This is a genomic window from Variovorax sp. GW821-FHT10D07 (genome assembly GCF_059415325.1).
Genome location: NZ_JBWKMZ010000006.1, coordinates 58,973 through 79,766, shown reverse-complemented (window position 1 = coordinate 79,766; position 20,794 = coordinate 58,973). Strand labels below are relative to the sequence as shown.

Sequence of the window (20,794 nt, the reverse complement as noted above, 5' to 3'; positions counted from 1 at the left end):
GAGCAATGGGAACGGGAACGCGGCGAGCGGGCTCACTCGAGCGAGATGTTGTTGTCCTTGACGACCTTGACCCAGCGCTTCGACTCGGTGCCGACCAGTTGGGTGAAGTCCGCCGGAGAACCGCCGACCGGAATCAGCCCGAACTCGCCGAGATAGCGACGGTACTCGTCGGACTCGGCGATGCGGCGCGACAGGCTGGCGAGCAGGTCGACGATGGGCTGCGGCGTGCCCTTGACCGCGAACACGCCATGCCACGAGTCGCCCTCGAAGCCCGGGAAGGCCTCGGCCACGGTCGGCACCTGCGGCAGCGACTCGAGCCGGTGCGTGCTCGACACGGCCAGCGGCCGCACCTTGCCGGCCTTGATGTAGGGCAGCACGTCGGCGATCGGCGAGAAGGCGGTGCTGACGCGGCCGCCGAGCACGTCGGTCAGGCCGCCGTCTCGGTAGGGCACGTGGTTGAGCGCGAGGCCGGCGCTGTTGGCGAAGTAGGCCATCGACATGTGCGGCACCGTGCCCACGCCGTACGAGGCATAGCTGACCTCGCCGGGGCGGGCCTTCGCGTCCTTGATCAGGTCGGCGAGCGTCTTGTAGGGCGATTGCACCGGCACCGAGACCACCAGCGGGATCGACAGCATGCGCGTCACCGGCACCAGGTCCTGCGGCTGGTAGGGCAGCTTCTTGTAGACGAAGGGGTTGATGGTGAGCGTGCCGCTCGCGGTGTAGAGCAGGGTGTAGCCGTCGGCGGGCGCGGTGGTGACGGCCTGCGTGCCGACGATGGTGGAGGCGCCGGCGCGGTTGTCGATCACCACGGGCTGCTGCAGCTGCTTGGAGATGCGGTCGCCCCAGTAGCGCGCCATCACGTCGGGCGCGGTGCCGGCGGGGAACGGCACTACCACGCGGATCGGCTTGCTCGGGTACTTGTCCTGGGCTTGAGCGCTGGCGGCGACGGTGAGGCCAAGGGCCAGCGTCCAGGCGGTGCGTTGGAAGAAGGGGCGGATCGCGGTCGGCATGGTGGTCTCCGGTGGGCCGGACTTGGGTGCCGGCTGGTTGAAGCGCGGGGTGCGCGCAGTGCCAGCGAATCTAGGTGTTCCATCGAGCGCAATGAAGCGCCCCCGGCGGAAAGCTTTGTTCCGCCTGCAGGAAAACTCGGGCGCGGGAGTATCCTCGGCGCCTCTTCGAACCCGCCCACGGACCCAAGCGATGGACACGCCGTTCAGCCTGCCTTCCGCCTATCGCCTCGCGTCGACCCGCCGCTGGGGCCGCACCCAGGGACTGACGGTGACGCCGACCGGTGCGGCGCGCGGCCGGCGCGAGTTCCTGTGCTTCCGGCCCGGCTTCTATCTGTCGCTGGGCCATGTCACGCACCTGGAAGAAAGCCGCGAGGTCTATCGCAGCGGTGACTTCATCAAGCTGCATTTCCGGCTCGAGGGCGAAAGCCGGGTCGGCCAGCCCGGCAGCACGGGCGCGCAGACGGTGAGCGCGATGAGCGTGAGCACCCTGCTGCAGCCGCCCGGCGCGGCCAAGGAGGAGTTCTTCGCGAGCGAGGTGCGCGAGCGTTCGGTCACGCTGTGCTGTTCGCGCGATTTCCTGTCGGAGGAACTGGGCCTGCTCGAGTTGCCGCTGGACGGGCCTTTCGGCGCCTTCATGCAGGCGCGGCCCGATCGCTTCGAGCTGCTGCGCTTTCCGCTGAGCACCGCGCAGCACGAGATCGCCGATGCGCTGCTCGACGACGGATCGGGCGACCGCTTCAGAGGGCTCTATGCCGAGGCCAAGGCTTTCGAGCTGTTGCATGGCTTTCTGACGCGCGGCTTCGGCGATGCGCCGGTCGATGGCGCCACGGCCGCGGCGCGCGAGCGGCTGGCGCCGCTCAAGGACCATATCGACACGCACCTTGGCGAGGTCTTCGACATGCGCAGCCTGGCACGCCGTTTCGGGCTTAGCGAGAGTCGCCTTGCGCGCGGCTTTCGGCAAGCCTATGGCAGCTCGCTGTTCGAGTACGTGGCCAAGGCGCGGCTGGCACGCGCTCGGGTTCTGCTGGAACAGGGGCACCAGAGCGTGACCGAGATCGCGCTCGGCGTGGGCTACGGGCATGCCGCGAATTTCAGCACTGCCTTCAAGCGCCACTTCGGGCTGAGCCCGCAGGCGGCGCGGCAGGCCGCGCGCTCGGGGCACGGCGGGCACTGACGCGACGGCTCAGACCACGTCGGCCGGGGCGATCAGCACCCGCGTGTACTTGTTCATCGCCTCGACCTCGAGGCCGAGCCAGCGCGCGACCTGCTCCACCGACGTGCCGCGGCGAAGCTGGCGCAGCGCGAAGGTGTGGCGCAGCCGGAACGAACCGCCTTCGGCGCTGTCGAGCCCGGCCTGAGCGAGCAGTTCGCGGGCGCAGCGGTAGTGCGATTCCTTGCCCCAGGGCTTGCCCGTGCGCGTCGAGGGAAAGAGGTGTTCGCCAGGAATGCCCAGTTCGGCGCGGACCTGCAGCCAGTGCTTGAGCAGCTCGGCGGCCCAGGGCGCGATCGGCGTTTCGCGCGGCGGCAGGTTGCCGTTGCCGGGCACGGCGATCTTCCAGGGGCGGTCGGCCACGCGGCCACCGGCGGTGGTGGGGGCGTCGATGGCCAGCGCGCGCACGTCGCCCGGCGCAAGGCCGGCACCGAGCTGCAATCCGACGGCCGCGTGATTACGCAACTGCTGCCAGGTCAGCGGCTGGCCGCGGCCTTCCGACGAGGCACCGGGGCGCGGGCGGGCACTCGAGAGAAAGAGGATCAGGTGCTTGGCCTCGGACGCCGACAGGAACTCGGGCGGCGGGTCGGCACTGGCCGCTTCGGCATAGCGGATCTCGGGATGGGCCAACAGCCAGTCGGCAGCCGCCGTGCTCGGGGGCAGGTCGTGCATGGCGCAGCGATGGCGCAGCACGTGGTCGATCAAGCGCACCAGTCGCAGCGCATGGCGCGGCGAGAGCGACAGGTCGCTGCTCTTGATGCCGTAGCGCGCGGCCTTGAAGGCGTCGAGGTCGGCGGGTGACAGGGACTCCAGCGTGACCCGCGGCGACTGGCCCAGGCACCACGAGGTGAAGCCGTTCCACATGTCGCGGTAGACGGCCATCGACGAGGCCTCTCGCAGGGTGCCGGCGGCGCTGCGGGCCGCGAGCCATTCCTGGAAAGCCGTTTCATGCGGGCTGCCGACGGGGTCGGTATCGAAGAGGGAAGGCGTGACCATGAAAATACGCTAACGGCCTGGGTTTGTGGTTGATGAACGGTGTTTGTTTCGGCGGAGGCTTAAATCAGAGTCGTATCAAGAGTAGGCCGTTAGTGTATTTACAGGACCATGATCCTGCTGCTGATAGAGGCCTGAAAGAGACATCTTTTCGACTCGCACTGGCCGACCTATTGCGACTAGACCCATCGATCCACCGTTTTCCGTTGGCAACTTGTCGGGCAGCCGTTTTCAAGAATCGCCCGAGGCCGCCGAGATGCCCTCTGACAGGCCATCCCGTGGGGACGCTGCAAGTTCCAGCGCATGCTGAGCCTGAATGCCCTCTCACCCATGCTGGCCGACTCGCGCACCATCGATCTGAGCGAGTCGGGCTGGATCTTCGAGCAGCGACTGAGCGGCTGTCGCCTGCTGGCGCAGACCCGCACGCCCACGCGATCGGGCAAGGTGCAATTGCAGACGCGTGACGGCTCGGATGCCACGGGCTGGTTTCCCGAGGTGGTGGAGAGCCTGGCCCAGTTGAAGGAAGGCCCCTGCATCCTCGATGGCGTGGCCTGCGTGCTCGACGACAGAGGCCGTTGCGACCGCGAAGGGCTCAGCGAGCGTGCCAAGCGGCGCGGGTGGTATCGCGGGGCCAGGCCGGTGTTCTATTTCGTCTTCGACCTGCTGATGGTGCAGGGCACCGATCTCACCAGCGAGCCCTTGTCGCTACGCAAGCAAAGACTCGCGCGTCTGCTCGGAACGCCCTTGCTCAATGTGATTCCGGTCCATCACTACGAACGTTCGGAAGCCGTCGCATTGCTGCAGCAGGGCAGGGCCCAGGCGGACTTCGCGGGCTTGATGGCCAAGCGGGGTTCCAGCATCTACAGACCCGGCGTCCGCTCGGCCGATTGGGTGGCACTGAACGCACAGGGCCCGCACGAGCGCATTCCGACCTGAGCCGATGCCTCGGCGCCTTCAGCGCGTGTCGGTCGTCTCGAGCTTGGCGGCCAGTTCCTCGAGGATCGCGCGCAGCTGCGCGATCTTGCGTTCGCCGAGCAGTCCGGCCAGCCGCTCCTCGTAGCTCTTCGACAGCACGATCCCGGTCAGCACCGCTTTCTCGCCGCGCGCGGTGAGCTGCACCGTGTTGGCCCGGCGGTCCTGTGCATCGGGCGTGACCGTGACGAGGCCGCAGCCCTGCATCTGCTCGACGAGGTAGCTCATGCTCTGCTTGGTCATGCCCGCGCGCGCCGCGAGCTCGCTCACGCGCGAACTGCCGGGCCCCAGGTTGCGCAACACCGCGCTGAAGGCGGGCCGGATGTCTTCGAAACCGCTTTCCCGGAGCTCCGCATAGAGCCACCCGGACATGCGCTCGTAGGGCATGCGCAGCAAGGCACCCAGGGTCTGGTGGGTGTCGGTGAAGGGCTTTTCCTGTGGCATCGCGCGAGTATCCAGAACGACAGTCCGCCTGTCCATCTGCGATCCCGCCTATGGCCAATGGCCGATGAAAAAGACAGGGCCTTTGTCAATAATTGGCAGACATTCTGTCTTTCAACGACGTCCCGGCAGAGGCGTCACCTGCATCAGGAGCTTTGGCTTGCAAACGATCGAACACAACCTGGCGGTGGTGGACCGCCATATCCAGGGGGAGGCCCGCGATGTCGACTCCATCCTCGACCTCTACACCGACGACATCGTGCTCGAGGTCCCGGGCCGCGGCTTGCGCTTCGTCGGCCGCGACGCCGTGCGTGCCAACTACCTCGCGATGTGGCCGTCGATGGCGGAGGTGGAGATCACGCCGCTCGACCGCTTCGCCACCGAGCACCGGGTGGTCGACGACATGCTCGTCCACCTGCGCCTCGTGGGACCGGGCATGGTCAACGCGCCCGTGGCCATCGGCGCGCGCGTGGCGCTGCGCCTCGTTCACCACTTCGAGATGCGCGACGGACTGATCGCGCGCGAGCAGGTGTTCGAGATGTGGAACCTGCGCGAGCCCGAGGCCGGCCGCTGAACGGGGAGAGGCATTCGCAGCGGAACCAGTCCCGGCTTTAGCGAGTCGCATCGGTCGGTCGGTGAGCAGCCGTCTTGCGCGTGTCGGCATCTCTTCCGACAGGCGCGGCGAAGGCCGCTGACTACGCTCGTCGGCAGACCCGGGTGACACCGGGGCCCGATTCCAGCCACGCCTGCTTCTGCGTCACGCGACATGTCCTCGATGCCTCTGCCACCGTCCCTCCATCCGTTCTTTCTCCGGAAGCAGCCGAAGACGCCCGCATCGAGCGGCATCGGGCGCGACACGCTCTCGCATTCCGAGCAGCACCAGGGATGGGAATTCCACTACAGCCTCGCGCCAGTGCCCGCGCGCGCCACCTTCTCGGGCACCGCGCAGATCCATCGCCAGGGCGAACGGCATTGCGAGCTGCCGATCTTCGAGCCGCAACGCAATGCGCTGGCATCGATCGACCTGCTGCGCGAGCAGTGTCTGGCGTGGATCGAGAGCCGCTCGGCGGCCACGGGCCAGCCGCCGCCCTCCGCGAACTGAGCCCCCCATGGACTGGATCTCCTGGCTGCAATGGCCCGCCTTCGTCGCCTCGGTCGGCGCCGCCTGGCTGGTGGCATCGAATGCGAAGGGCAGGCGCAACACGGGGTTCTGGGTATTTCTCGCGAGCAATGTGCTGTGGGGCATCTGGGGCGTGTATTCGAGCGCCTGGGCGCTGATCGCGCTCCAGGTATGCCTGGCCGCCATGAACCTGCGCGGTCTCGGCAAGACCAAGGAGGCGTCGTCGCAGAACTGATCGGCAGCCGACCCGGCGCGGAAAACAGCCCCATCGGTCAAAAATAGCCAATAGGGCTAGAATGGCCAGATTCCTCCCTCGGAGAAGTCCATGGCTGCCCTCTGGCCCCCGCTCGATCAACTGCCGCGTCAGAACGCCTCGCAGGTCAAGAACCGCTGGGGCGAAGTCGTGCGCCAGGTGCGCCAGTCGGGCAGCGTGGCGATCACCAATCACGCCAATGTCGAGATGGTGCTGCTCGACGCGGCCACCTACGAACAGCTGACCACCGACCTGCAGGCCCTGCGCTCGCGCGAAGCCCATGTGCTCGAGGAGCTCGGCGCGCGCTTCGATGCGCGGCTCGCGGTGCTGCAGCAGGAGGACAGCGCCGCCAGGCTCGACGGCCTGTTCGAGGCGCGCGGCAAGCAGCGCCGGCGTCCGCGGGCCGGCGAAAGCTTCTGATGGGCGCCGCCGCGGCACGGCGGCCGTTCATCTTCGTGCTGGCCGGCGTTAATGGCGCCGGCAAGAGTTCGGTCGGCGGCGCGATGCTGGCCGAGCACGGCCTCGACTGGTACAACCCAGACCGTTTCGCGCGCGAGCTGGTGGCCGCGCTCGGCATCGACATCGCCGATGCCAACGGCCGCGCCTGGGAGCATGGCCGTGCGCGGCTAGCGGCCGCCGTCGAGAGCGGCCGCAATTTCGCCTTCGAGACCACGCTCGGCGCCCGCACCATCCCCGACCTGCTGGCGCGCGCCGCGCGCAGCCATGACGTTTCGATGATCTTCTGCGGCCTGGCCTCGCCCGAGCTGCATCTGCGCCGCGTGCGCGCCCGCGTGCTGCGCGGCGGCCACGACATCCCCGAAGCGAAGATTCGCGAGCGTTGGACCGCCTCGCGCGCCAACCTGATCCGGCTGCTGCCGCATCTCGCGCGGCTGCAGGTGTTCGACAACAGCGCCGAGGCCGCGCCGGGCGAGGAGATCGACGATCCCGTGCTGGTGCTCGAAGTCATCGGTGGCCGCGTCACGTACCCGGCGCCCGAGGACGCCGCGGCACTGGCCGCCACGCCCGCATGGGCACGAGCCATCGTGCAGGCGGCGATCGAGCAGGCTCGGTCGCCGGACAGCACGGCCTGATTCAGGCAGGCACCGCGCCGGGCCGAACCGTCTCGCCCGCGATCGCGCGCCGCGCGACATGGGCCACGCCCTCGGCATCCAGCATGTAGTGACGGTACAGGTGCGTGGGCGGCGCGATCAGGCTGTACTCGTCGTGGATGCCGTGGCGCACGAGGCGCACCGAGCCGCCGACATCCGACAGCACCTCCGCCACCGCGGCGCCGAGGCCGCCGAGCACGTTGTGCTCTTCCACCGTCATCAGCAGCTTCGATCGGCCGGCCGCCTCGAGCACCGCCGCGCGGTCCAGCGGCTTCACCGTGGCCATGTCGAGCACGCCGACCGACAGCCCCTCGGCGCGCAGCGCCTTGGCCGCTTCGAGCGCGGAGTAGACCGGCATGCCGCAGGCCATGATCGTGAGGTCGGTGCCCTGGCCGTGCACGATCGCCTTGCCGATGCGGAAGTCGATGCCGTCCGCGTAGATCTCCGGATCGCGGCCGCGCCCGATCCGGAAATAGATCGGCTCGGGCCAGTCGACCGAGGCCTTGATCGCGGCCTTCAGCTGGTGACCATCTGCGGGCGAGATGATCGTGAGCCCGGCGATCGAGCGCATGGTGCCGATGTCCTCGGTCGCATGGTGCGAGGTGCCGTAGAAGCCGAGCGAGATGCCCGTGTGGTGGCCGATCAGCCGCACCGGCAGCGCGCTGTAGGCCACGTCCATGCGGATCTGCTCGCAGCACAGCAGGCCGAGGAAGGAGGCGAAGGTCGCCACGAACGGCATCTGGCCCGTGGTCGCGAGGCCGGCCGCGGCCGACACCATGTTCTGCTCGGAGATGCCGAACTGGATGTAGCGCTCGGGAAAGGCGGCCGCGAACTTGTTGAGGCCGTTCGAATACTGCAGGTCGGCCGAGCCGGCCACGACCGGATGGCCGGCCTCGGCCAGTTCGATCAGGGCGTCCGAGAGCATGCTCAATCCGGGCGTGGTGGCGTTGAGCGAGCGGTACTGCCAGCTTTCGGGGGAAAGGGGTTGGGACATCGGGTGGGCCTCGTGGTCAGATTTCGGTTTGCATGATTTCTTCGATCGCGCGCGCGGCGTCGTCGGGCGACAGGTAGCCCAGGTGCCAGCCGGGCTCGGTCTCCATGTACGACACGCCCTTGCCCTTCACCGTGTGCGCGATCACGCAGGCGGGCCGCTCGCGCCGCGCGTCCTGCTTGAGGCTGCGCAGCAGCTGCGTGAGGGCCGAGAGGTCGTGGCCGTCGACCTCGTGCGTCTCCCAGCCGAAGGCGCGCCATTTGTCGGCCAGGCCTTCGATGCCGATCACGTCGTCGACGCGGCCATCGAGCTGGAAGCCGTTGCGGTCGACGATGGCGATGAGCTTCGAGAGCCGGTAGTGGGCCGCGAACATCGCCGCCTCCCAGACCTGGCCCTCCTGCATCTCGCCGTCGCCGAGCATCACGAAGGTGTCGAAGCCGCGCTTCGCGATGCGCCCGCCGAAGGCCATGCCGGCACCGGCCGACAGCGCATGGCCGATCGAGCCCGAGCTGAAGTCGATGCCCGGCACCTTGCGCATGTCGGGGTGGTCGCCCAGCGGATTGCCCAGGCGGGTGTAGCCGTCGAGCGTGGCGCGGTCGATGTAGCCGTACTCCGCGAGGATCGGGAACAGGCCCACCGCCGCATGGCCCTTGCCCATGAGGAAGCGGTCGCGATCGGGCCAGCGGGGCTCGTTGGCGCGGATGTCCATCACGTCGTAGTAGAGCGAGGCGAACAGCTCGGCGGCGGAGAACACCGAGCTGTAGTGGCCGACCTTGGCGATCTCGATCAGCCGGATCGTTTCGAGGCGGATGAAGCGGGCCTTCTCGCGCAGGCGGTGGAGCTCTTCCGCGGACAGGGCGGACGGGGCGGGCGGTGATTCGGACGGGAATGGCATATCGGTTGCGTGGCTAGAGGGTGAAAGGAGCCCGCGCGCATGGGCATGCGCCGCGGGCGGGCGTGGGGTTCGGGAGCGTCGTGCCGGGCCTGCGTCCTCCATCGGGTTTTCCATCAACGGATCGAGCGAAAAAAGACTTGTCTCGCTCGAAATCAACATATAGGATATATCCTACATCACCGATCGGGGCCTGCAAAGTCCGATTTCCTCCCCACTGTCCAGAAGGTCGTCCATGACAGTCGTATCCGCGCGTTCCCGCTGTCGCGCAGGCATTTCCAAACTCGCCGCGCTCCTCGCGCTGGCCACGGCCGCCACCGCGTCGATGGCGGCCGATCTCACGGTCGTCGGCTTCGGCGGCGCCTTGCAGGAAGCATTTCGCAGCGCCTACTTCGAGCCGTTCAAGAAGCAGGGCGGCATCGCGCTGGTCGAGGACAGCTACCCCGGCGGCTACGCGCGGCAGAAGGCCATGGTCGAGACCGGCAACGTGACCTGGGACCTGGTGCAGATGGACGAGAACGAGATGGCCTCGGCCTGCGAGCAGGGCCTGCTCGAGCCCATCGACCGCAAGCAGTTCGCGAAGGCGCAGGACATCAACCCCGCCGCCTTCGCCAAGTGCGGCGTGGGCGCCTTCGTCTGGTCGAAGGTGCTGGCCTACGACGGCCGCAAGTTCGGCGACAACGGTCCGCGCACCTGGGCCGAGTTCTGGGACACCCGGCGCTGGCCCGGCAAGCGCGGCCTGCGCAAGCAGCCGCGCATGACGCTCGAGATCGCGCTGCTCGCGGACGGCGTGCCCGCCGCCGATGTCTACAAGGTGCTCGCCACCAGGGCCGGGCAGGACCGCGCCTTCGCCAAGCTCGAGCAGTTGCGGCCTTCCATCGTCTGGTGGGAGTCGGGCGCGCAGCCGCTCGAATGGCTCGACAGCGGCACGCTGGCCGCCACCGCCGCTTACAGCGGACGCATCGCCTCGGCCAACCAGCAGGGCAAGCAGTTCCGCTTCAGCTGGGACGGCCAGCTCTACAGCATGGATTACTGGACCATCGTGAAGGGCAGCCCGCACCGCCAGCAGGCCTACGCGCTGCTCGACTCGATGTTCGACGCGCAGCGCCAGGTCGCCTTCGCGCAGGCCATTCCCTATGGCGTGACCAACACCCGCGCCGCCGCCGCCATGCCCGAGGCGCTGCGTCCGCTGCTGCCGACCTCGCCGCAGAACCTGCGCAACGCGCTGCTGCTCGACACCGCCTTCTGGGTCGACCACGAGGAAGAGCTGCTGCAGCGCTTCACGCGCTGGGTGTCGCAACGTTGAGGCCCGCAACGATGTCCACCGGTTCCACCGCCGTCTCGCTCGCCGTCCCAGCCCTGCCGGCGGGTGCCGGCGCGGCCCTCAGGCGCTCGACCCACCGCGCGGGCCGGCGCCAGCGGCTGGTGTCGCTGCTGCTGGTCGCGCCGCTGCTGATCTATGGCGCCGTCTTCTTCCTGCTGCCGCTGGCGATGATGGTCCACCGCGCCGTCGACAACCCCGAGGTGCGCGAGGCGCTGCCGCGCACCGCGCAGGTCCTCGCCGACTGGCAGTCCGTGGCCGCTTCGCTGCCCGGCGACCCCGCCTTCGCCGCGCTGGCCGCCGACATGGCGCAGGCCCAGGGCACGCGCGCCATCGGCGAGCTCGGCCGCCGCATGAACTACGAGATCAGCGGCTACCGCACGCTCGTGATGAAGACCGCGCGCCGCGCCGGCACCGACGCGCCCGCCGCAACCGATGCCAGGGCCTGGCTGCTCGAGGTCGATCCGCGCTGGGGCGAGACCGCCTACTGGAGCGCGCTGCGCCGCGCCGCCACGCCCTACACCGGGCGCTACCTGCTGGCCGCGCTCGACATGGCGGAGAACGACGAGGGCCGCATCGTGCGCGCCGAGCCCGACCAGCGCATCTACCTCGACATCCTCTGGCGCACCCTGTCGATCGCGGGCGCGGTCACGCTGGCCTGCCTGCTGCTCGGCTATCCGCTCGCGGCGCTGCTGGTGAAGGCGCCCAAGCCGATCGCCTTCGCGATCATGCTGGCGGTGCTGCTGCCCTTCTGGACCTCGCTGCTCGCGCGCACCACGGCCTGGATCGTGGTGCTGCAGGAGAACGGGCTGGTCAATGCGCTGCTGCAGGCCATCGGTGCCGTGAACCAGCCGCTCGCGCTGATCTTCAATGCCACCGGCCTCTACATCGTGATGGTGCACATCCTGCTGCCCTTCGCCGTGCTGCCGATCTACAACAGCCTCAAGAGTATTCCGCCACACCTGATGCGCGCCTCGTCCTCGCTCGGCGCGCACCCGGTACGCGGCTTCCTGCACGTCTACCTGCCGCTGAGCCTGCCGGGCGTGGCGGCCGGCGGCCTGCTGACCTTCATCGTGGCCGCGGGCTACTACATCACGCCCTCGCTGGTCGGCAGCGCGCGCGAGCAGATGCTCGGCTACTTCGTCGCCTTCTACGCCAACAACACCGTCAACTGGGGCATGGCCTCGGCGCTCGGCCTGATGCTGCTGGCCTGCGTGATGGCGGTGTACCTGGTGGCGGCCTCCACGCTCGGCGTGAAGCAGCTCGCGGGCATCAAGTGAAAGACGGGAGCCCCTTCGCATGACCCATCGCCAATTCGCCCGCGCCGCCGGCGCCGTGCATTACCTGTACGGCGCGCTGATGGTGTGCTTCCTGCTGCTGCCGCTGCTCGCGATGACGCCGATCTCGCTGAGCGCCGGCTCCTTCCTGTCCTACCCGCTGCCCGGCTTCTCGACCCAGTGGTACCAGCGCGTGTTCTCGCCCGGCCCCTGGCTCGATTCGCTGCGCAACAGCCTCGTGGTCGGCGTGTGCTCGACCCTGATCGCCACCGTGCTCGGCACGCTCGCGGCCTTCGCCTTCGCGCGGCGCAACCTGCCGGCGCGGCGCACGCTGCTCGGCTTCCTGATGGCGCCGATGATCGTGCCGCCCGTGATCACCGGCCTGGGCATGTACTTCCTGTTCTCGCGCATCGGCCTCACGGCCTCGCTGCCGGGACTGGTGATCGCCCACGCGGTGCTGTCGACGCCCTTCGTCGTCATCACGGTCACGGCCACGCTGCAGCAGTTCGACATGGGCCTGCTGCGCGCGGCCTACAGCCTGGGCGCCTCGCCCGTGCGCGCCTTCTTCACCGTGGTGGTGCCGATCGTCATGTCGGGCATCGTCTCGGGCGCGCTGTTCGCGTTCATCACCTCGTTCGACGAGGTCGTGGTCGCCATCTTCATCGGCGGTCCCGGCCAGCGCACGCTGCCGCGCCAGATGTTCGACGGCATCCGCGACACCATCGACCCCTCGATCATCGCCATGTCGACCTTCCTGATGGTCGTCGCGGCGGTGGCGCTCACGCTGTCGGCCTGGCTGAGCCAGCGCTCGGCTCCCGTTCAACGCCCCCAGGACCCCGGAAGCTCCTCATGAACCCAGACTTCTCCGCCGGCGTCGCCCACGTCGACGGCCAGTACGTCGCGCTGCGCGACGCCCGCATCCCCCTCGTCGACCGCGGCTTCGTGCGCTCCGACGCCACCTACGACGTGGCCCACGTCTGGCAGGGCCGCTTCTTCCGGCTCGACGACCACATCGATCGCTTCCTGTGGTCGATGGGCGAGCTGCGCATGAGCCTGCCGCTCTCGAAGAAGGAGATGCGCCACATCCTGGAGCAATGCGTGGCGCTCAGCGGCCTGCGCGATGCCTATGTGCAGATGACCTGCACGCGCGGCGTGCCGCCGCCGGGCTCGCGCGATCCGCGCGAATGCCAGAACCGCTTCTATGCCTTCTCGCAGCCCTTCGTCTGGATCGGCACGCCGGCGCAACAACGCGCGGGGCTCGCGATGGTGATCAGCCAGGTGCAGCGCATCGCGAGCGCGGCGATCGACACGCGCGTGAAGAACTTCCACTGGCTCGACCTGACCATGGGCATCTTCGAGGCCTACGACCGCGGCGCGCTGGTCGCGGCGCTGCCCGATGCGCAAGGCAACGTGACCGAGGGCGCGGGCTTCAACATCTTCGGCGCGAAGGACGGCGCGCTGTTCACGCCGCGGCGCAACGTGTTCGAGGGCATGACGCGGCGCACCGTGATCGAGCTCGCGCGCCAGCTCGGCATCGGCTGCGAACTGGCCGACATCCCGGTGCAGCGGCTGCGCGAGGCCGACGAGATCTTCATCACCAGCACCGCCGGCGGCGTGATGCCCGTGACCCGGCTCGACGGCGCCGGCGTGGGTAACGGCGAGGTCGGTCCGCTGACGCAGCAGCTGCAGCGCATGTACTGGCAGCGCGCGGCTGACGACCCGCGCAACACCCCCGTGCCCTACGAGAACATGGCCGCCGCGCGCGGCGGCAAGGAGCTCGCATGATCGTCGTCACCGGAGGCACCCACGGCATCGGCGCGGCCATCGTCGCGCAACTGGCGGGCAACGGCGAACAGGTGCTGTTCACCGGTCGCGACACCGCGGCCGGCGAGGCGCTGGCGCAGCACACCGGCGCCCACTTCGCGGCCGCCGACGCGTCCGACCCCGCGGCCGTGGCCGAGGTCGTCGCGCGCGCCGAGGCGCTGGGCGGCGGGGTCATCGACGGGCTGGTCAACAACGCGGGCGCCGGTTCGCGCAGCGCCTTTCTCGAACTGGGCGTCGACGACTGGGACCGGCTGATGGCGGTCAACCTGCGCTCGGTGTTCCTGTTCAGCCAGAAGGCGCTGCCGGCCCTGCAGAAGTCGCAGCGCGGCGCCGTCGTCAACGTGGCTTCGATCGCCGGCAAGGTCGGCGAGGAGGGGCTCGCGGCGTACTGCGCCTCGAAGGGCGGCGTGATCGCGCTCACGCAGGCGCTGGCGCTGGAGTTCGGCGAGCGCGTGCGCTTCAACGCGGTGTGCCCCGGCCAGATCGCCACGCGGATGATGGCGCGCGTGATCGCCGATGCCGACCGCCTGGCCGCGCTCACGCGGCGCATTCCCGCCGGCCGGCTCGGCGAGGCCGGCGAGGTGGCCGACACGGTCTGCTGGCTGCTCTCGGCGCAGGCCAGCTTCATCAACGGCGCGGTGCTCACGGTCGATGGCGGCGAAACCGCCGGCTACCGCACGCCGCCGCTGCCCGGCGCACCGCGCGCCTGAACGCTCCTTCCTTCGATAGCGAGACACCCATGCTTCCCGTCCTCTACACCCCCATCCACCGCGAGCACGAGCCCTCGTTCTTCTTCGTCACCGGCCGCTTCACGTCCGCGCAGGAGCGCATCGACCGCGCGGAGCAGTTGCGCGACGCGGCCGTGCAGGCCGGGTGCGAACTCGTGGCCGCCGCCGAGCACGGCCTGGGCCCGGTCGCCGACGTGCACACGCCCGACTACCTGTGCTTTCTGCAGGACGGCCATCGTCGCTGGTCCGAGATCCCGGGCGCGGCGCCCGAGATCGTGCCCAACGTGTTCGCGGTGCCGGGCCAGCAGCACGGTTACCCCGAGCGCGTGGTGGGCCAGGCCGGCTACCACATGCAGGACCTGGCCTCGCCGATCGGCCCGGGCACCGCGGCCGCGGCCTTCGCCTCGGCCAATCTCGCGGCCGATGCCGCGCAGCGCGTGCTGCAGGGCGCCAAGGCGGCCTACGCGATCTGCCGGCCGCCCGGCCACCATGCCTACCGCGAGCGCGGCGGCGGCGTCTGCTACCTCAACAATGCCGCGATCGCCGCGCAGCTGCTGCGCCGCCATGGCCGCCGCGTGGCCGTGATCGACATCGACGTGCACCACGGCAACGGCACGCAGGGCATCTTCTACGAGCGCTCCGACGTCTACTTCGTCTCGCTGCACCGCGACCCGGCGAACTACCACCCGTACTTCTGCGGCTATGCGCAGGAGCGCGGCGCCGGCGCGGGCCTGGGCTACAACCTGAACCTGCCGCTGCCGGCCGAGACCGGCGACGACGCTTACCTGGTGGCGCTCGAGCACGCCTGCCGCCGCCTCGCGGCCTACAGCCCCGACGCGCTGGTGATCTCGCTGGGCCTCGACGCGCACGAGCACGACCCGTTCAAGGGCCTCAAGGTCACGACCGAGGGTTTCCGCCGCATCGGCGAGCGCCTGGGCCGGCTCGGCATGCCGAGCGTGATGGTGCAGGAGGGCGGCTACGACTGCGACCACATCGGCGCCAACCTCGTGCACTTCCTCGACGGCTTCACGGGCGGCCTGCGCGCCTGAGCCCGTTTCTCTCTTTCCTCCCCGTTCCTTTCTCCCGGAGTTCTCATGAACCTTTCGCTTTCCCTGCGCGGCCTCGTCCTGGCCGGCCTCGCCTTCGCCGCCCCGTGGACCCAGGCGCGCGACCTCACCGTCGTGAGCGTCGGCGGCGCGCTGCAGGAGTCCTTCCGCAAGGCCTACTGGCAACCCTATGCCGCCGCGAAGTCCGAGAAGCTGGTGGAGGACAGCAACGTGGTCGGCCTCACCAAGGTCAAGGCCATGGTCGAGTCGGGCAACGTGATCTGGGACCTGGTGCAGATGGACGAGGAGGACGTGGTGGTCGGCTGCGACTCGGGCCTGCTCGAGAAGATCGACTGGGCCAGCTCTGCGCCCGCCACGCGCGACCTGCCCAGGGAGCTGATGAATCCCTGCGGCGTGCCGGCCATGCTGTGGGCCAAGGTGCTCAGCTACGACAGCAAGCGCCTGCCCGACGGCCCGAAATCGTGGGCCGACTTCTGGGACACCAAGCGCTGGCCCGGCAAGCGCGCGCTGCGCAAGCAGGCCAAGCAGACGCTAGAGATCGCGCTGATGGCCGACGGCGTGCCGGCCGCCGAGGTCTACAAGCTGCTGGCGACCAAGGCCGGCCAGGACCGCGCCTTCGCCAAGCTCGACCAGATCAAGAAGGACGTGCAATGGTGGGAGGCCGGCGCGCAGCCGATCGAGTGGCTGGCCTCGGGCGCGGTGGTGATGGCCTCGGCCTACAACGGCCGCATCGATGCGGCGAACAAGGAAGGCCGCTCGCTGGCCATGGTGTGGAAGAACCAGGTCTACGGGCCGACCGACTGGGTGGTGGTGAAGGGCAGCCCGAACAAGGCCAAGGCGCTCGCGCTGATCGATTACATGAGCGCGCCGGCGCAGCAGAAGCTGTTCGCCGAGACCATTCCCTACGGCCCGGCCAATCCGAAGGCGCAGGCCCTGCTCTCGAAGGCCGTGCTCGACAAGCTGCCCAACGCGCCGCAGAACATCGACCAGCCGCTGCTGCAGAACACCGCCTTCTGGGCCGACCATCTCGACGAGCTGCAGCAGCGCTTCGCGAAGTGGGTGTCGAACTGAGCGGCATGGCGATGGCTGGTAACGCCAGCGGGTTGCAGATCCTGCACACGCCGCTGCATGCGCTGCACCGCCCCGGGCTGCTGGGCGCGCGCGGCGGATGGCGCACCTCGCGCGACGTGCCCGAGCGCGTCGACGCGATGCGCACCGCGCTCGGCGCAGCGGGCTTCGCGGTGCAGGACGGCACGGTCTCGCACGGCCTGGCGCCGCTGGCGCGCGTGCACGATGCGCGCTACCTCGACTTTTTCGCCACCGCGCATGCCGAGTGGTCGGCGCTGTCGGGTGCCTCGGCCGAGGTGCATGCCAACGTGTTCGCGATGCGGCGCTACGGCGGCGGCTATCCGCGCTCGGTCGAGGGCCGCGCGGCCTTCCACTTCCACGACCAGCTGGCCCCGATCGGGCCCACGACCTGGGAGGCTGCGCGCGCCGCCGCGGACCTGGCCGTCGAGGCCGCCGAACGCGTGCTGCGCGGCGCGCGCTGCGCCTACGCGCTGTGCCGGCCGCCCGGCCACCATGCCTATGCCGACATGGCCGGCGGCGGCACCTACCTCAACAATGCCGCGATCGCCGCCGAGCATCTGCGCCAGCGCTTCGCGCGCGTCGCGGTGCTCGACCTCGACGTGCACCACGGCAACGGCACGCAGGACATCTTCTGGCGCCGCGCCGACGTGCTCTTCGTCTCGCTGCATCGCGACCCGGTCGACTACCACCCGTTTTTCGCCGGCCATGCCGACGAGCGCGGCGAAGGGGAGGGCGAGGGCTACACGCTGAACCTGCCGCTGCCCGCGGGCACGGGCGACGCGGACTACCTGCTGCAGCTCTGGTCCGCGCTCGAGCGCATCGACCGCTTCGCGCCCCAGGCGCTGGTGGTGTCGCTGGGCCTCGACGCCCACGAGTCGGACCCGGCTGCGGGACTGCGGCTCACCGAGGTGGGCTTCGCCGGCATGGGCCGGCAGGTGGCATCGCTGGAGCTGCCGACGGTGCTGGTGCAGGAAGGTGGCTACAACCCCGCGGTGGTCGGAGCGTCGCTGGTGGCGTTCCTCGACGCCTGGCGCTGAGCGCGCGGGCCGATCAGGCCTCGGCGGCCTCGAGGCTCTGCTCGTATTCCTTGAGGAAGCGCTCGATGCTCGGCCCGGCCGACATCAGGTCGGCCCGGATGGCCGTCACGGCGGCGGCCGGATCGCGGCGCGCGAGCGCGTCGAGCAGCGCATCGTGCTGGCCGTAGCCCTGGTCGTACGAACCGTCGGACTTCTCGTAGAAGGCGCGCAGGATCGGGCCCATCGAGGCCCACATGTTCTCGATCATCGACAAGAGCCGCGGCAGGCCGCAGTGCTCGTAGACGCCGAAATGGAACTCGCGGTTGTAGCGCAGCTGGTTCTCGGGATGGTGCGCCGCCTCGGCCTGCGCAAATTTCTTGTTGATCCGCACCAGCTCCGCCACGTCCTTGTCGCTGACCTTGAGCGCGGCCTGCTCGACCGCCGCGCTCTCGAGCGCCACGCGCACCGTGCGGATCTCGATGTAGCGCTCCAGGCTCAGCGGCGGCACGATGATCTGCTTGGCCGTCTCCATCTCGAGCGCATGCTCGCTGACCAGCCGCAGCAGCGCCTCGCGCACCGGCGTGTCGCTGGTGCCGAACATCTGCGCCGCCTCGCTGATGCGGATCCGGTCGCTGGGCATGAAGCGCCCGGCGATCAGCGATTCGCGCATCTCCGAGTACACGCGCGCGGCGAGGTTGGTCTTGTCGATGGGTTTGATCTTGGGTTTCACGGGTTCTTTTCAGGCGGGTCGCGCGAAAACGAGCATATCGCGGGATTGCCATCCCAGAGCGACGTCCGCGCCCACCACGGTATCGCGCGGCAGCGTGCCGTGGCCGAGCTTGGCCACGATCTGGTCGCCGTTGCGCAGCCGCGCGATCAGCCGCGTGTGGTCGCCCAGGTAGACCAGGTCGACCACCTCGGCGCTGACCTGCACGCCCTGGCCGTCGGCCAGCCGCACGCACTCGGGCCGCACCAGCGCGCAGCCCGCGCCCGCCGGATGCGCTGCCTGCCCCTGGCCGGTCTCGGGCAGCGGGATCCGCAGGCCGTCGCGCAGCTGCAGCACGCCCGCGGCCTCGATCGTGCCGTCGAGCCGGTTGTTCTCGCCGATGAAGGTGGCGATGTAGTCGGTGGCGGGCGCGTCGTAGATGGTGCGCGGCGGCGCCAGCTGCTCGATGCGGCCGTCGTGGAAGACCGCGACCCGGTCGGACATCGTCAGGGCCTCGCCCTGGTCGTGCGTGACGTAGACCACCGTGACGCCCAGCTCGCGATGGATCTGCTTGATCTCGTACTGCATGTGCTCGCGCAGGTTCTTGTCGAGCGCGCCGAGCGGTTCGTCCATCAGCACCAGCTCGGGGTCGAACACCAGCGCGCGCGCCAGCGCCACGCGCTGCTGCTGGCCGCCCGAGAGCTGGCCCGGCTTGCGCTCGGCCATGCCCGCGAGCCGCACCAGCTGCATCGCGCGATCGACCTTGTCGCGCAGCGCCTGCCCCGAGATGCCGCGCATCTTGAGCGGATAGGCCAGGTTCTGCGCCACGCTCATGTGGGGAAACAGGGCGTAGTTCTGGAACACCATGCCGATGCCGCGCTTGTGCGGCGGCACGTCCTGGATCGGCCGGCCGTCCATGAGGATGCGTCCGCGCGTCGGGTTTTCGAAGCCCGCCAGCATCATCAGCGTCGTGGTCTTGCCCGAGCCCGAGGCGCCCAGCAGGGTGAGGAATTCGCCGCGGCGGATCGCCAGATTCAGGTCGGGGATGACGAGGTGCTCGCCGTCGTAGCTCTTCTGGACGCCGATCAGTTCGATCAGCGGACGTTCCGTCGTGGTGTTCACGCTGCTTCCTTTCGCGCTGCGGCGGGTGCCTTCCAGGGATCGCGCGCGGCCACCTCGTCGAGCGCGGCGCCGAGGGTACGCGCCATCCATTCGACCTGGGCCTCGTCGAGCACGTAGGGCGGGCTCAGCGCGATCACGTCGCCCATGTTGCGCACGATCAGCCCGCGCTCGCGCGTGGCCTGTTCGACCTGGGCGCCCACGCCCTGCGTCGGATCGAAGGCCTCGCGCGTGTCGCGGTCGCGCACCAGCTCGATGCCCGCGATGAAGCCCTTGCCGCGGATCTCTCCGACCAGCGGATGCGCGGCCAGCGGCGCCAGGCTCGCGTGCAGCCGCTCGCCAAGGCGCCGGGCATGGGCCGGCAGGTCCATCTGCTCGTAGATCGACAGCGCCTCGAGCGCCACCGCCGCGCCCAGCGGATGGCCGGAGTAGGTGAAGCCGTGGCCGAAGCCGCCGGTGCGGCCGCTCTCGGCCTCGATGACCTCGTACACCCGGGGCGCCACCACCACGCAGGAGATCGGCGCGTAGCCGGCCGACAGCCCCTTGGCGCAGGCCATCATGTCGGGCTCGAAGCCGAAGGACTGCGCGCCGAACCATTCGCCGGTGCGGCCGAAGCCGCAGATGATCTCGTCGGACAGCATCAGGATGCCGTGGCGCCGCAGCACCGCCTGCACGCGCGGGAAGTAGCCCTCGGGCGGCACCAGCACGCCGCCGGCGCCGATGATCGGCTCGGCGATGAAGGCCGCGATGGTGCCGGCGCCCTCGCGCTCGATGGTGTGCTCCAGGTCGGCCACCAGCCGGTTGACGAAGGCCGCGTCGCTCTCGCCGGGCAGGGCGTGGCGGTAGGCCGAGGGGCATTCGAGCCGCACGATGCCGGGGATCGGCAAGCCGAAGGCGGCATGCATGTTCGGCAGGCCCGAGAGGCTCGCGCCCATCACCGTCGAGCCATGGAAGCCGCGCTGGCGCGCGAGGATCTTGCGGCGCGCCGGCTCGCCGCGCGCGATGTGGAAGTTCCAGGCCAGCTTGACCATGCTGTCGTTGGCCTCCGACCCCGAGGTGGCGAAGAACACGCGCGCATCGCGCATCGGCGCCAGCGCCGCCACCTTGGCCGCGAGCAGCGAGGCGACGTCGGTCGAGCGGTGGTTGAAAGTGTGGTAGTAGGGCAGCCGGCGCATCTGGCGCAGCGCGGCGTCCACCAGCCGCGACTCGGAGAAACCCAGCGAGGCGCACCACAGGCCGGCCATGCCCTCGAGGTAGCGCTGGCCGTGCTCGTCGAACACGTAGGCGCCTTCGCCGCGCACCATCACGAGCGGGCCGCGGCTGCGATGGGTCTGGAGGTTGGTCTGGGAATGCAGGTGGTGTGCCGTGTCGGCCTTGCCGACGGCGCTGTGGCGCGCCGTGTCCGGAGGGAGGGTTTCGATGTCGGTCATGGTCTGGGTTTGGATGCAGGATATATCCTATATGACGAATCGAAACGGTGCAAGCCGATGGCTGGCGGCGCGAAAACGCTGGATGGAAGGGGGCGGCGGGCACGCGAAGGCCCATGCGCAGCGCGGCCGGGCCGAAGATGACCGGGCGGAGGGAATACCAAAGGATGAAGGGGCTCGGCGCTCGCGCCCTCAGCGGTGGAGGGCGTTGGTCAGGGAAAAGATGGCG

At 69.5% G+C, this 20,794-nt stretch carries 23 protein-coding genes; 15 read left to right on the top strand and 8 right to left on the bottom strand.

From position 1 onward, the window contains the following. Positions 1-32: 32 nt before the first annotated feature. Entirely contained in the window at positions 33-1,010 is a 978-nt protein-coding gene (locus AC07PU_RS19185; RefSeq protein WP_495319544.1) for a Bug family tripartite tricarboxylate transporter substrate binding protein, read from the bottom strand. A 190-nt stretch (positions 1,011-1,200) separates the two neighbouring features. On the opposite strand from AC07PU_RS19185, the gene AC07PU_RS19180 reads away from it, so the two are divergent. Continuing rightward, positions 1,201-2,184 (top strand): helix-turn-helix domain-containing protein, encoded by a 984-nt coding sequence (locus tag AC07PU_RS19180; RefSeq protein WP_495319542.1) that lies wholly within the window; start codon positions 1,201-1,203, stop codon positions 2,182-2,184. 9 nt (positions 2,185-2,193) lie between these two features. On the opposite strand, the gene AC07PU_RS19175 is transcribed toward AC07PU_RS19180, so the two are convergent. Further along, a complete protein-coding gene (locus AC07PU_RS19175) occupies positions 2,194-3,216 on the bottom strand; it encodes a tyrosine-type recombinase/integrase (RefSeq protein ID WP_495319540.1) in 1,023 nt (340 codons plus the stop codon). 300 nt (positions 3,217-3,516) lie between these two features. Between AC07PU_RS19175 and AC07PU_RS19170 the strand changes: the two genes are divergently transcribed. Then, positions 3,517-4,149 carry an ATP-dependent DNA ligase gene (locus AC07PU_RS19170; RefSeq protein ID WP_495319538.1) on the top strand — a complete coding sequence of 211 codons (633 nt, stop codon included), beginning with the start codon at positions 3,517-3,519 and terminating at the stop codon, positions 4,147-4,149. An 18-nt stretch (positions 4,150-4,167) separates the two neighbouring features. Here AC07PU_RS19170 and AC07PU_RS19165 read toward each other — a convergent pair whose 3' ends face one another. Then, entirely contained in the window at positions 4,168-4,629 is a 462-nt protein-coding gene (locus tag AC07PU_RS19165; RefSeq protein ID WP_495319536.1) for a MarR family winged helix-turn-helix transcriptional regulator, read from the bottom strand. Between the two features lie 157 nt (positions 4,630-4,786). Between AC07PU_RS19165 and AC07PU_RS19160 the strand changes: the two genes are divergently transcribed. The 5 genes from AC07PU_RS19160 (at position 4,787) to AC07PU_RS19140 (ending at position 7,090) form a co-directional block, all read left to right on the top strand. Further along, on the top strand, positions 4,787-5,200 hold the full coding sequence (locus AC07PU_RS19160; protein WP_208508348.1) for a nuclear transport factor 2 family protein: 414 nt from the start codon (positions 4,787-4,789) through the stop codon (positions 5,198-5,200). A 192-nt stretch (positions 5,201-5,392) separates the two neighbouring features. Beyond that, entirely contained in the window at positions 5,393-5,728 is a 336-nt protein-coding gene (locus tag AC07PU_RS19155; RefSeq protein WP_093345613.1) for a hypothetical protein, read from the top strand. A 7-nt stretch (positions 5,729-5,735) separates the two neighbouring features. Next, positions 5,736-5,981, top strand: coding sequence for a hypothetical protein (locus AC07PU_RS19150; RefSeq protein WP_208508349.1), 246 nt, complete (start codon positions 5,736-5,738; stop codon positions 5,979-5,981). A 90-nt stretch (positions 5,982-6,071) separates the two neighbouring features. Beyond that, positions 6,072-6,419, top strand: a complete 348-nt coding sequence (locus AC07PU_RS19145) for a type II toxin-antitoxin system prevent-host-death family antitoxin (protein WP_495319533.1) — start codon at positions 6,072-6,074, stop codon at positions 6,417-6,419. Then, positions 6,419-7,090, top strand: a complete 672-nt coding sequence (locus AC07PU_RS19140) for an ATPase (RefSeq protein WP_495319531.1) — start codon at positions 6,419-6,421, stop codon at positions 7,088-7,090. Before AC07PU_RS19145 ends, AC07PU_RS19140 begins: the two co-directional genes overlap by 1 nt. Before the next feature lies 1 nt (position 7,091). On the opposite strand, the gene AC07PU_RS19135 is transcribed toward AC07PU_RS19140, so the two are convergent. Together AC07PU_RS19135 and AC07PU_RS19130 are read right to left on the bottom strand one after the other, a co-directional pair. Continuing rightward, positions 7,092-8,102 carry a transketolase family protein gene (locus AC07PU_RS19135; RefSeq protein WP_495319529.1) on the bottom strand — a complete coding sequence of 337 codons (1,011 nt, stop codon included), beginning with the start codon at positions 8,100-8,102 and terminating at the stop codon, positions 7,092-7,094. A 16-nt stretch (positions 8,103-8,118) separates the two neighbouring features. Then, positions 8,119-8,994, bottom strand: a complete 876-nt coding sequence (locus AC07PU_RS19130; protein ID WP_495319527.1) for a transketolase — start codon at positions 8,992-8,994, stop codon at positions 8,119-8,121. A 232-nt stretch (positions 8,995-9,226) separates the two neighbouring features. Between AC07PU_RS19130 and AC07PU_RS19125 the strand changes: the two genes are divergently transcribed. The 8 genes from AC07PU_RS19125 to AC07PU_RS19090 are packed head-to-tail and all read left to right on the top strand — an operon-like array spanning position 9,227 to position 17,334. Further along, positions 9,227-10,297, top strand: a complete 1,071-nt coding sequence (locus AC07PU_RS19125) for an ABC transporter substrate-binding protein (protein WP_495319525.1) — start codon at positions 9,227-9,229, stop codon at positions 10,295-10,297. A gap of 11 nt (positions 10,298-10,308) precedes the next feature. Beyond that, positions 10,309-11,592 (top strand): ABC transporter permease, encoded by a 1,284-nt coding sequence (locus tag AC07PU_RS19120; RefSeq protein ID WP_495319523.1) that lies wholly within the window; start codon positions 10,309-10,311, stop codon positions 11,590-11,592. Between the two features lie 19 nt (positions 11,593-11,611). Further along, the gene (locus tag AC07PU_RS19115; protein ID WP_493211191.1) at positions 11,612-12,442 is read left to right on the top strand and encodes an ABC transporter permease; all 831 of its coding nucleotides are present in this window, start codon (positions 11,612-11,614) and stop codon (positions 12,440-12,442) included. After that, positions 12,439-13,374, top strand: a complete 936-nt coding sequence (locus AC07PU_RS19110; RefSeq protein WP_495319520.1) for an aminotransferase class IV — start codon at positions 12,439-12,441, stop codon at positions 13,372-13,374. Before AC07PU_RS19115 ends, AC07PU_RS19110 begins: the two co-directional genes overlap by 4 nt. Next, on the top strand, positions 13,371-14,123 hold the full coding sequence (locus AC07PU_RS19105; RefSeq protein ID WP_208508358.1) for an SDR family NAD(P)-dependent oxidoreductase: 753 nt from the start codon (positions 13,371-13,373) through the stop codon (positions 14,121-14,123). The genes AC07PU_RS19110 and AC07PU_RS19105 overlap by 4 nt, the downstream gene beginning before the upstream one ends. A gap of 29 nt (positions 14,124-14,152) precedes the next feature. Further along, entirely contained in the window at positions 14,153-15,190 is a 1,038-nt protein-coding gene (locus tag AC07PU_RS19100; protein WP_495319518.1) for a histone deacetylase family protein, read from the top strand. Positions 15,191-15,235: 45 nt separating this feature from the next. After that, positions 15,236-16,279, top strand: a complete 1,044-nt coding sequence (locus AC07PU_RS19095) for an ABC transporter substrate-binding protein (RefSeq protein WP_495319516.1) — start codon at positions 15,236-15,238, stop codon at positions 16,277-16,279. Next, on the top strand, positions 16,264-17,334 hold the full coding sequence (locus tag AC07PU_RS19090) for a histone deacetylase family protein (RefSeq protein WP_495319514.1): 1,071 nt from the start codon (positions 16,264-16,266) through the stop codon (positions 17,332-17,334). Before AC07PU_RS19095 ends, AC07PU_RS19090 begins: the two co-directional genes overlap by 16 nt. Positions 17,335-17,347: 13 nt before the next feature. On the opposite strand, the gene AC07PU_RS19085 is transcribed toward AC07PU_RS19090, so the two are convergent. From AC07PU_RS19085 to AC07PU_RS19075, 3 genes are read right to left on the bottom strand one after another with little or no spacing between them, the layout of a single operon-like run. After that, a complete protein-coding gene (locus AC07PU_RS19085; protein WP_057590058.1) occupies positions 17,348-18,043 on the bottom strand; it encodes a GntR family transcriptional regulator in 696 nt (231 codons plus the stop codon). 9 nt (positions 18,044-18,052) lie between these two features. Then, the gene (locus AC07PU_RS19080; RefSeq protein ID WP_495319512.1) at positions 18,053-19,141 is read right to left on the bottom strand and encodes an ABC transporter ATP-binding protein; all 1,089 of its coding nucleotides are present in this window, start codon (positions 19,139-19,141) and stop codon (positions 18,053-18,055) included. Continuing rightward, the gene (locus AC07PU_RS19075) at positions 19,138-20,568 is read right to left on the bottom strand and encodes an aminotransferase (protein WP_495319510.1); all 1,431 of its coding nucleotides are present in this window, start codon (positions 20,566-20,568) and stop codon (positions 19,138-19,140) included. Before AC07PU_RS19075 ends, AC07PU_RS19080 begins: the two co-directional genes overlap by 4 nt. Between the last annotated feature and the right edge of the window lie 226 nt (positions 20,569-20,794).

What these genes read in the sequence shown, in the direction of transcription:
- AC07PU_RS19185 (WP_495319544.1), bottom strand. Translation starts at nt 1,010, where the DNA reads ATGCCGACCGCGATCCGCCCCTTCTTCCAACGCACCGCCTGGACGCTG.
- AC07PU_RS19180 (WP_495319542.1), top strand. Translation starts at nt 1,201, where the DNA reads ATGGACACGCCGTTCAGCCTGCCTTCCGCCTATCGCCTCGCGTCGACC.
- AC07PU_RS19175 (WP_495319540.1), bottom strand. Translation starts at nt 3,216, where the DNA reads ATGGTCACGCCTTCCCTCTTCGATACCGACCCCGTCGGCAGCCCGCAT.
- AC07PU_RS19170 (WP_495319538.1), top strand. Translation starts at nt 3,517, where the DNA reads ATGCTGAGCCTGAATGCCCTCTCACCCATGCTGGCCGACTCGCGCACC.
- AC07PU_RS19165 (WP_495319536.1), bottom strand. Translation starts at nt 4,629, where the DNA reads ATGCCACAGGAAAAGCCCTTCACCGACACCCACCAGACCCTGGGTGCC.
- AC07PU_RS19155 (WP_093345613.1), top strand. Translation starts at nt 5,393, where the DNA reads ATGTCCTCGATGCCTCTGCCACCGTCCCTCCATCCGTTCTTTCTCCGG.
- AC07PU_RS19150 (WP_208508349.1), top strand. Translation starts at nt 5,736, where the DNA reads ATGGACTGGATCTCCTGGCTGCAATGGCCCGCCTTCGTCGCCTCGGTC.
- AC07PU_RS19145 (WP_495319533.1), top strand. Translation starts at nt 6,072, where the DNA reads ATGGCTGCCCTCTGGCCCCCGCTCGATCAACTGCCGCGTCAGAACGCC.
- AC07PU_RS19140 (WP_495319531.1), top strand. Translation starts at nt 6,419, where the DNA reads ATGGGCGCCGCCGCGGCACGGCGGCCGTTCATCTTCGTGCTGGCCGGC.
- AC07PU_RS19135 (WP_495319529.1), bottom strand. Translation starts at nt 8,102, where the DNA reads ATGTCCCAACCCCTTTCCCCCGAAAGCTGGCAGTACCGCTCGCTCAAC.
- AC07PU_RS19130 (WP_495319527.1), bottom strand. Translation starts at nt 8,994, where the DNA reads ATGCCATTCCCGTCCGAATCACCGCCCGCCCCGTCCGCCCTGTCCGCG.
- AC07PU_RS19125 (WP_495319525.1), top strand. Translation starts at nt 9,227, where the DNA reads ATGACAGTCGTATCCGCGCGTTCCCGCTGTCGCGCAGGCATTTCCAAA.
- AC07PU_RS19120 (WP_495319523.1), top strand. Translation starts at nt 10,309, where the DNA reads ATGTCCACCGGTTCCACCGCCGTCTCGCTCGCCGTCCCAGCCCTGCCG.
- AC07PU_RS19115 (WP_493211191.1), top strand. Translation starts at nt 11,612, where the DNA reads ATGACCCATCGCCAATTCGCCCGCGCCGCCGGCGCCGTGCATTACCTG.
- AC07PU_RS19110 (WP_495319520.1), top strand. Translation starts at nt 12,439, where the DNA reads ATGAACCCAGACTTCTCCGCCGGCGTCGCCCACGTCGACGGCCAGTAC.
- AC07PU_RS19105 (WP_208508358.1), top strand. Translation starts at nt 13,371, where the DNA reads ATGATCGTCGTCACCGGAGGCACCCACGGCATCGGCGCGGCCATCGTC.
- AC07PU_RS19100 (WP_495319518.1), top strand. Translation starts at nt 14,153, where the DNA reads ATGCTTCCCGTCCTCTACACCCCCATCCACCGCGAGCACGAGCCCTCG.
- AC07PU_RS19095 (WP_495319516.1), top strand. Translation starts at nt 15,236, where the DNA reads ATGAACCTTTCGCTTTCCCTGCGCGGCCTCGTCCTGGCCGGCCTCGCC.
- AC07PU_RS19075 (WP_495319510.1), bottom strand. Translation starts at nt 20,568, where the DNA reads ATGACCGACATCGAAACCCTCCCTCCGGACACGGCGCGCCACAGCGCC.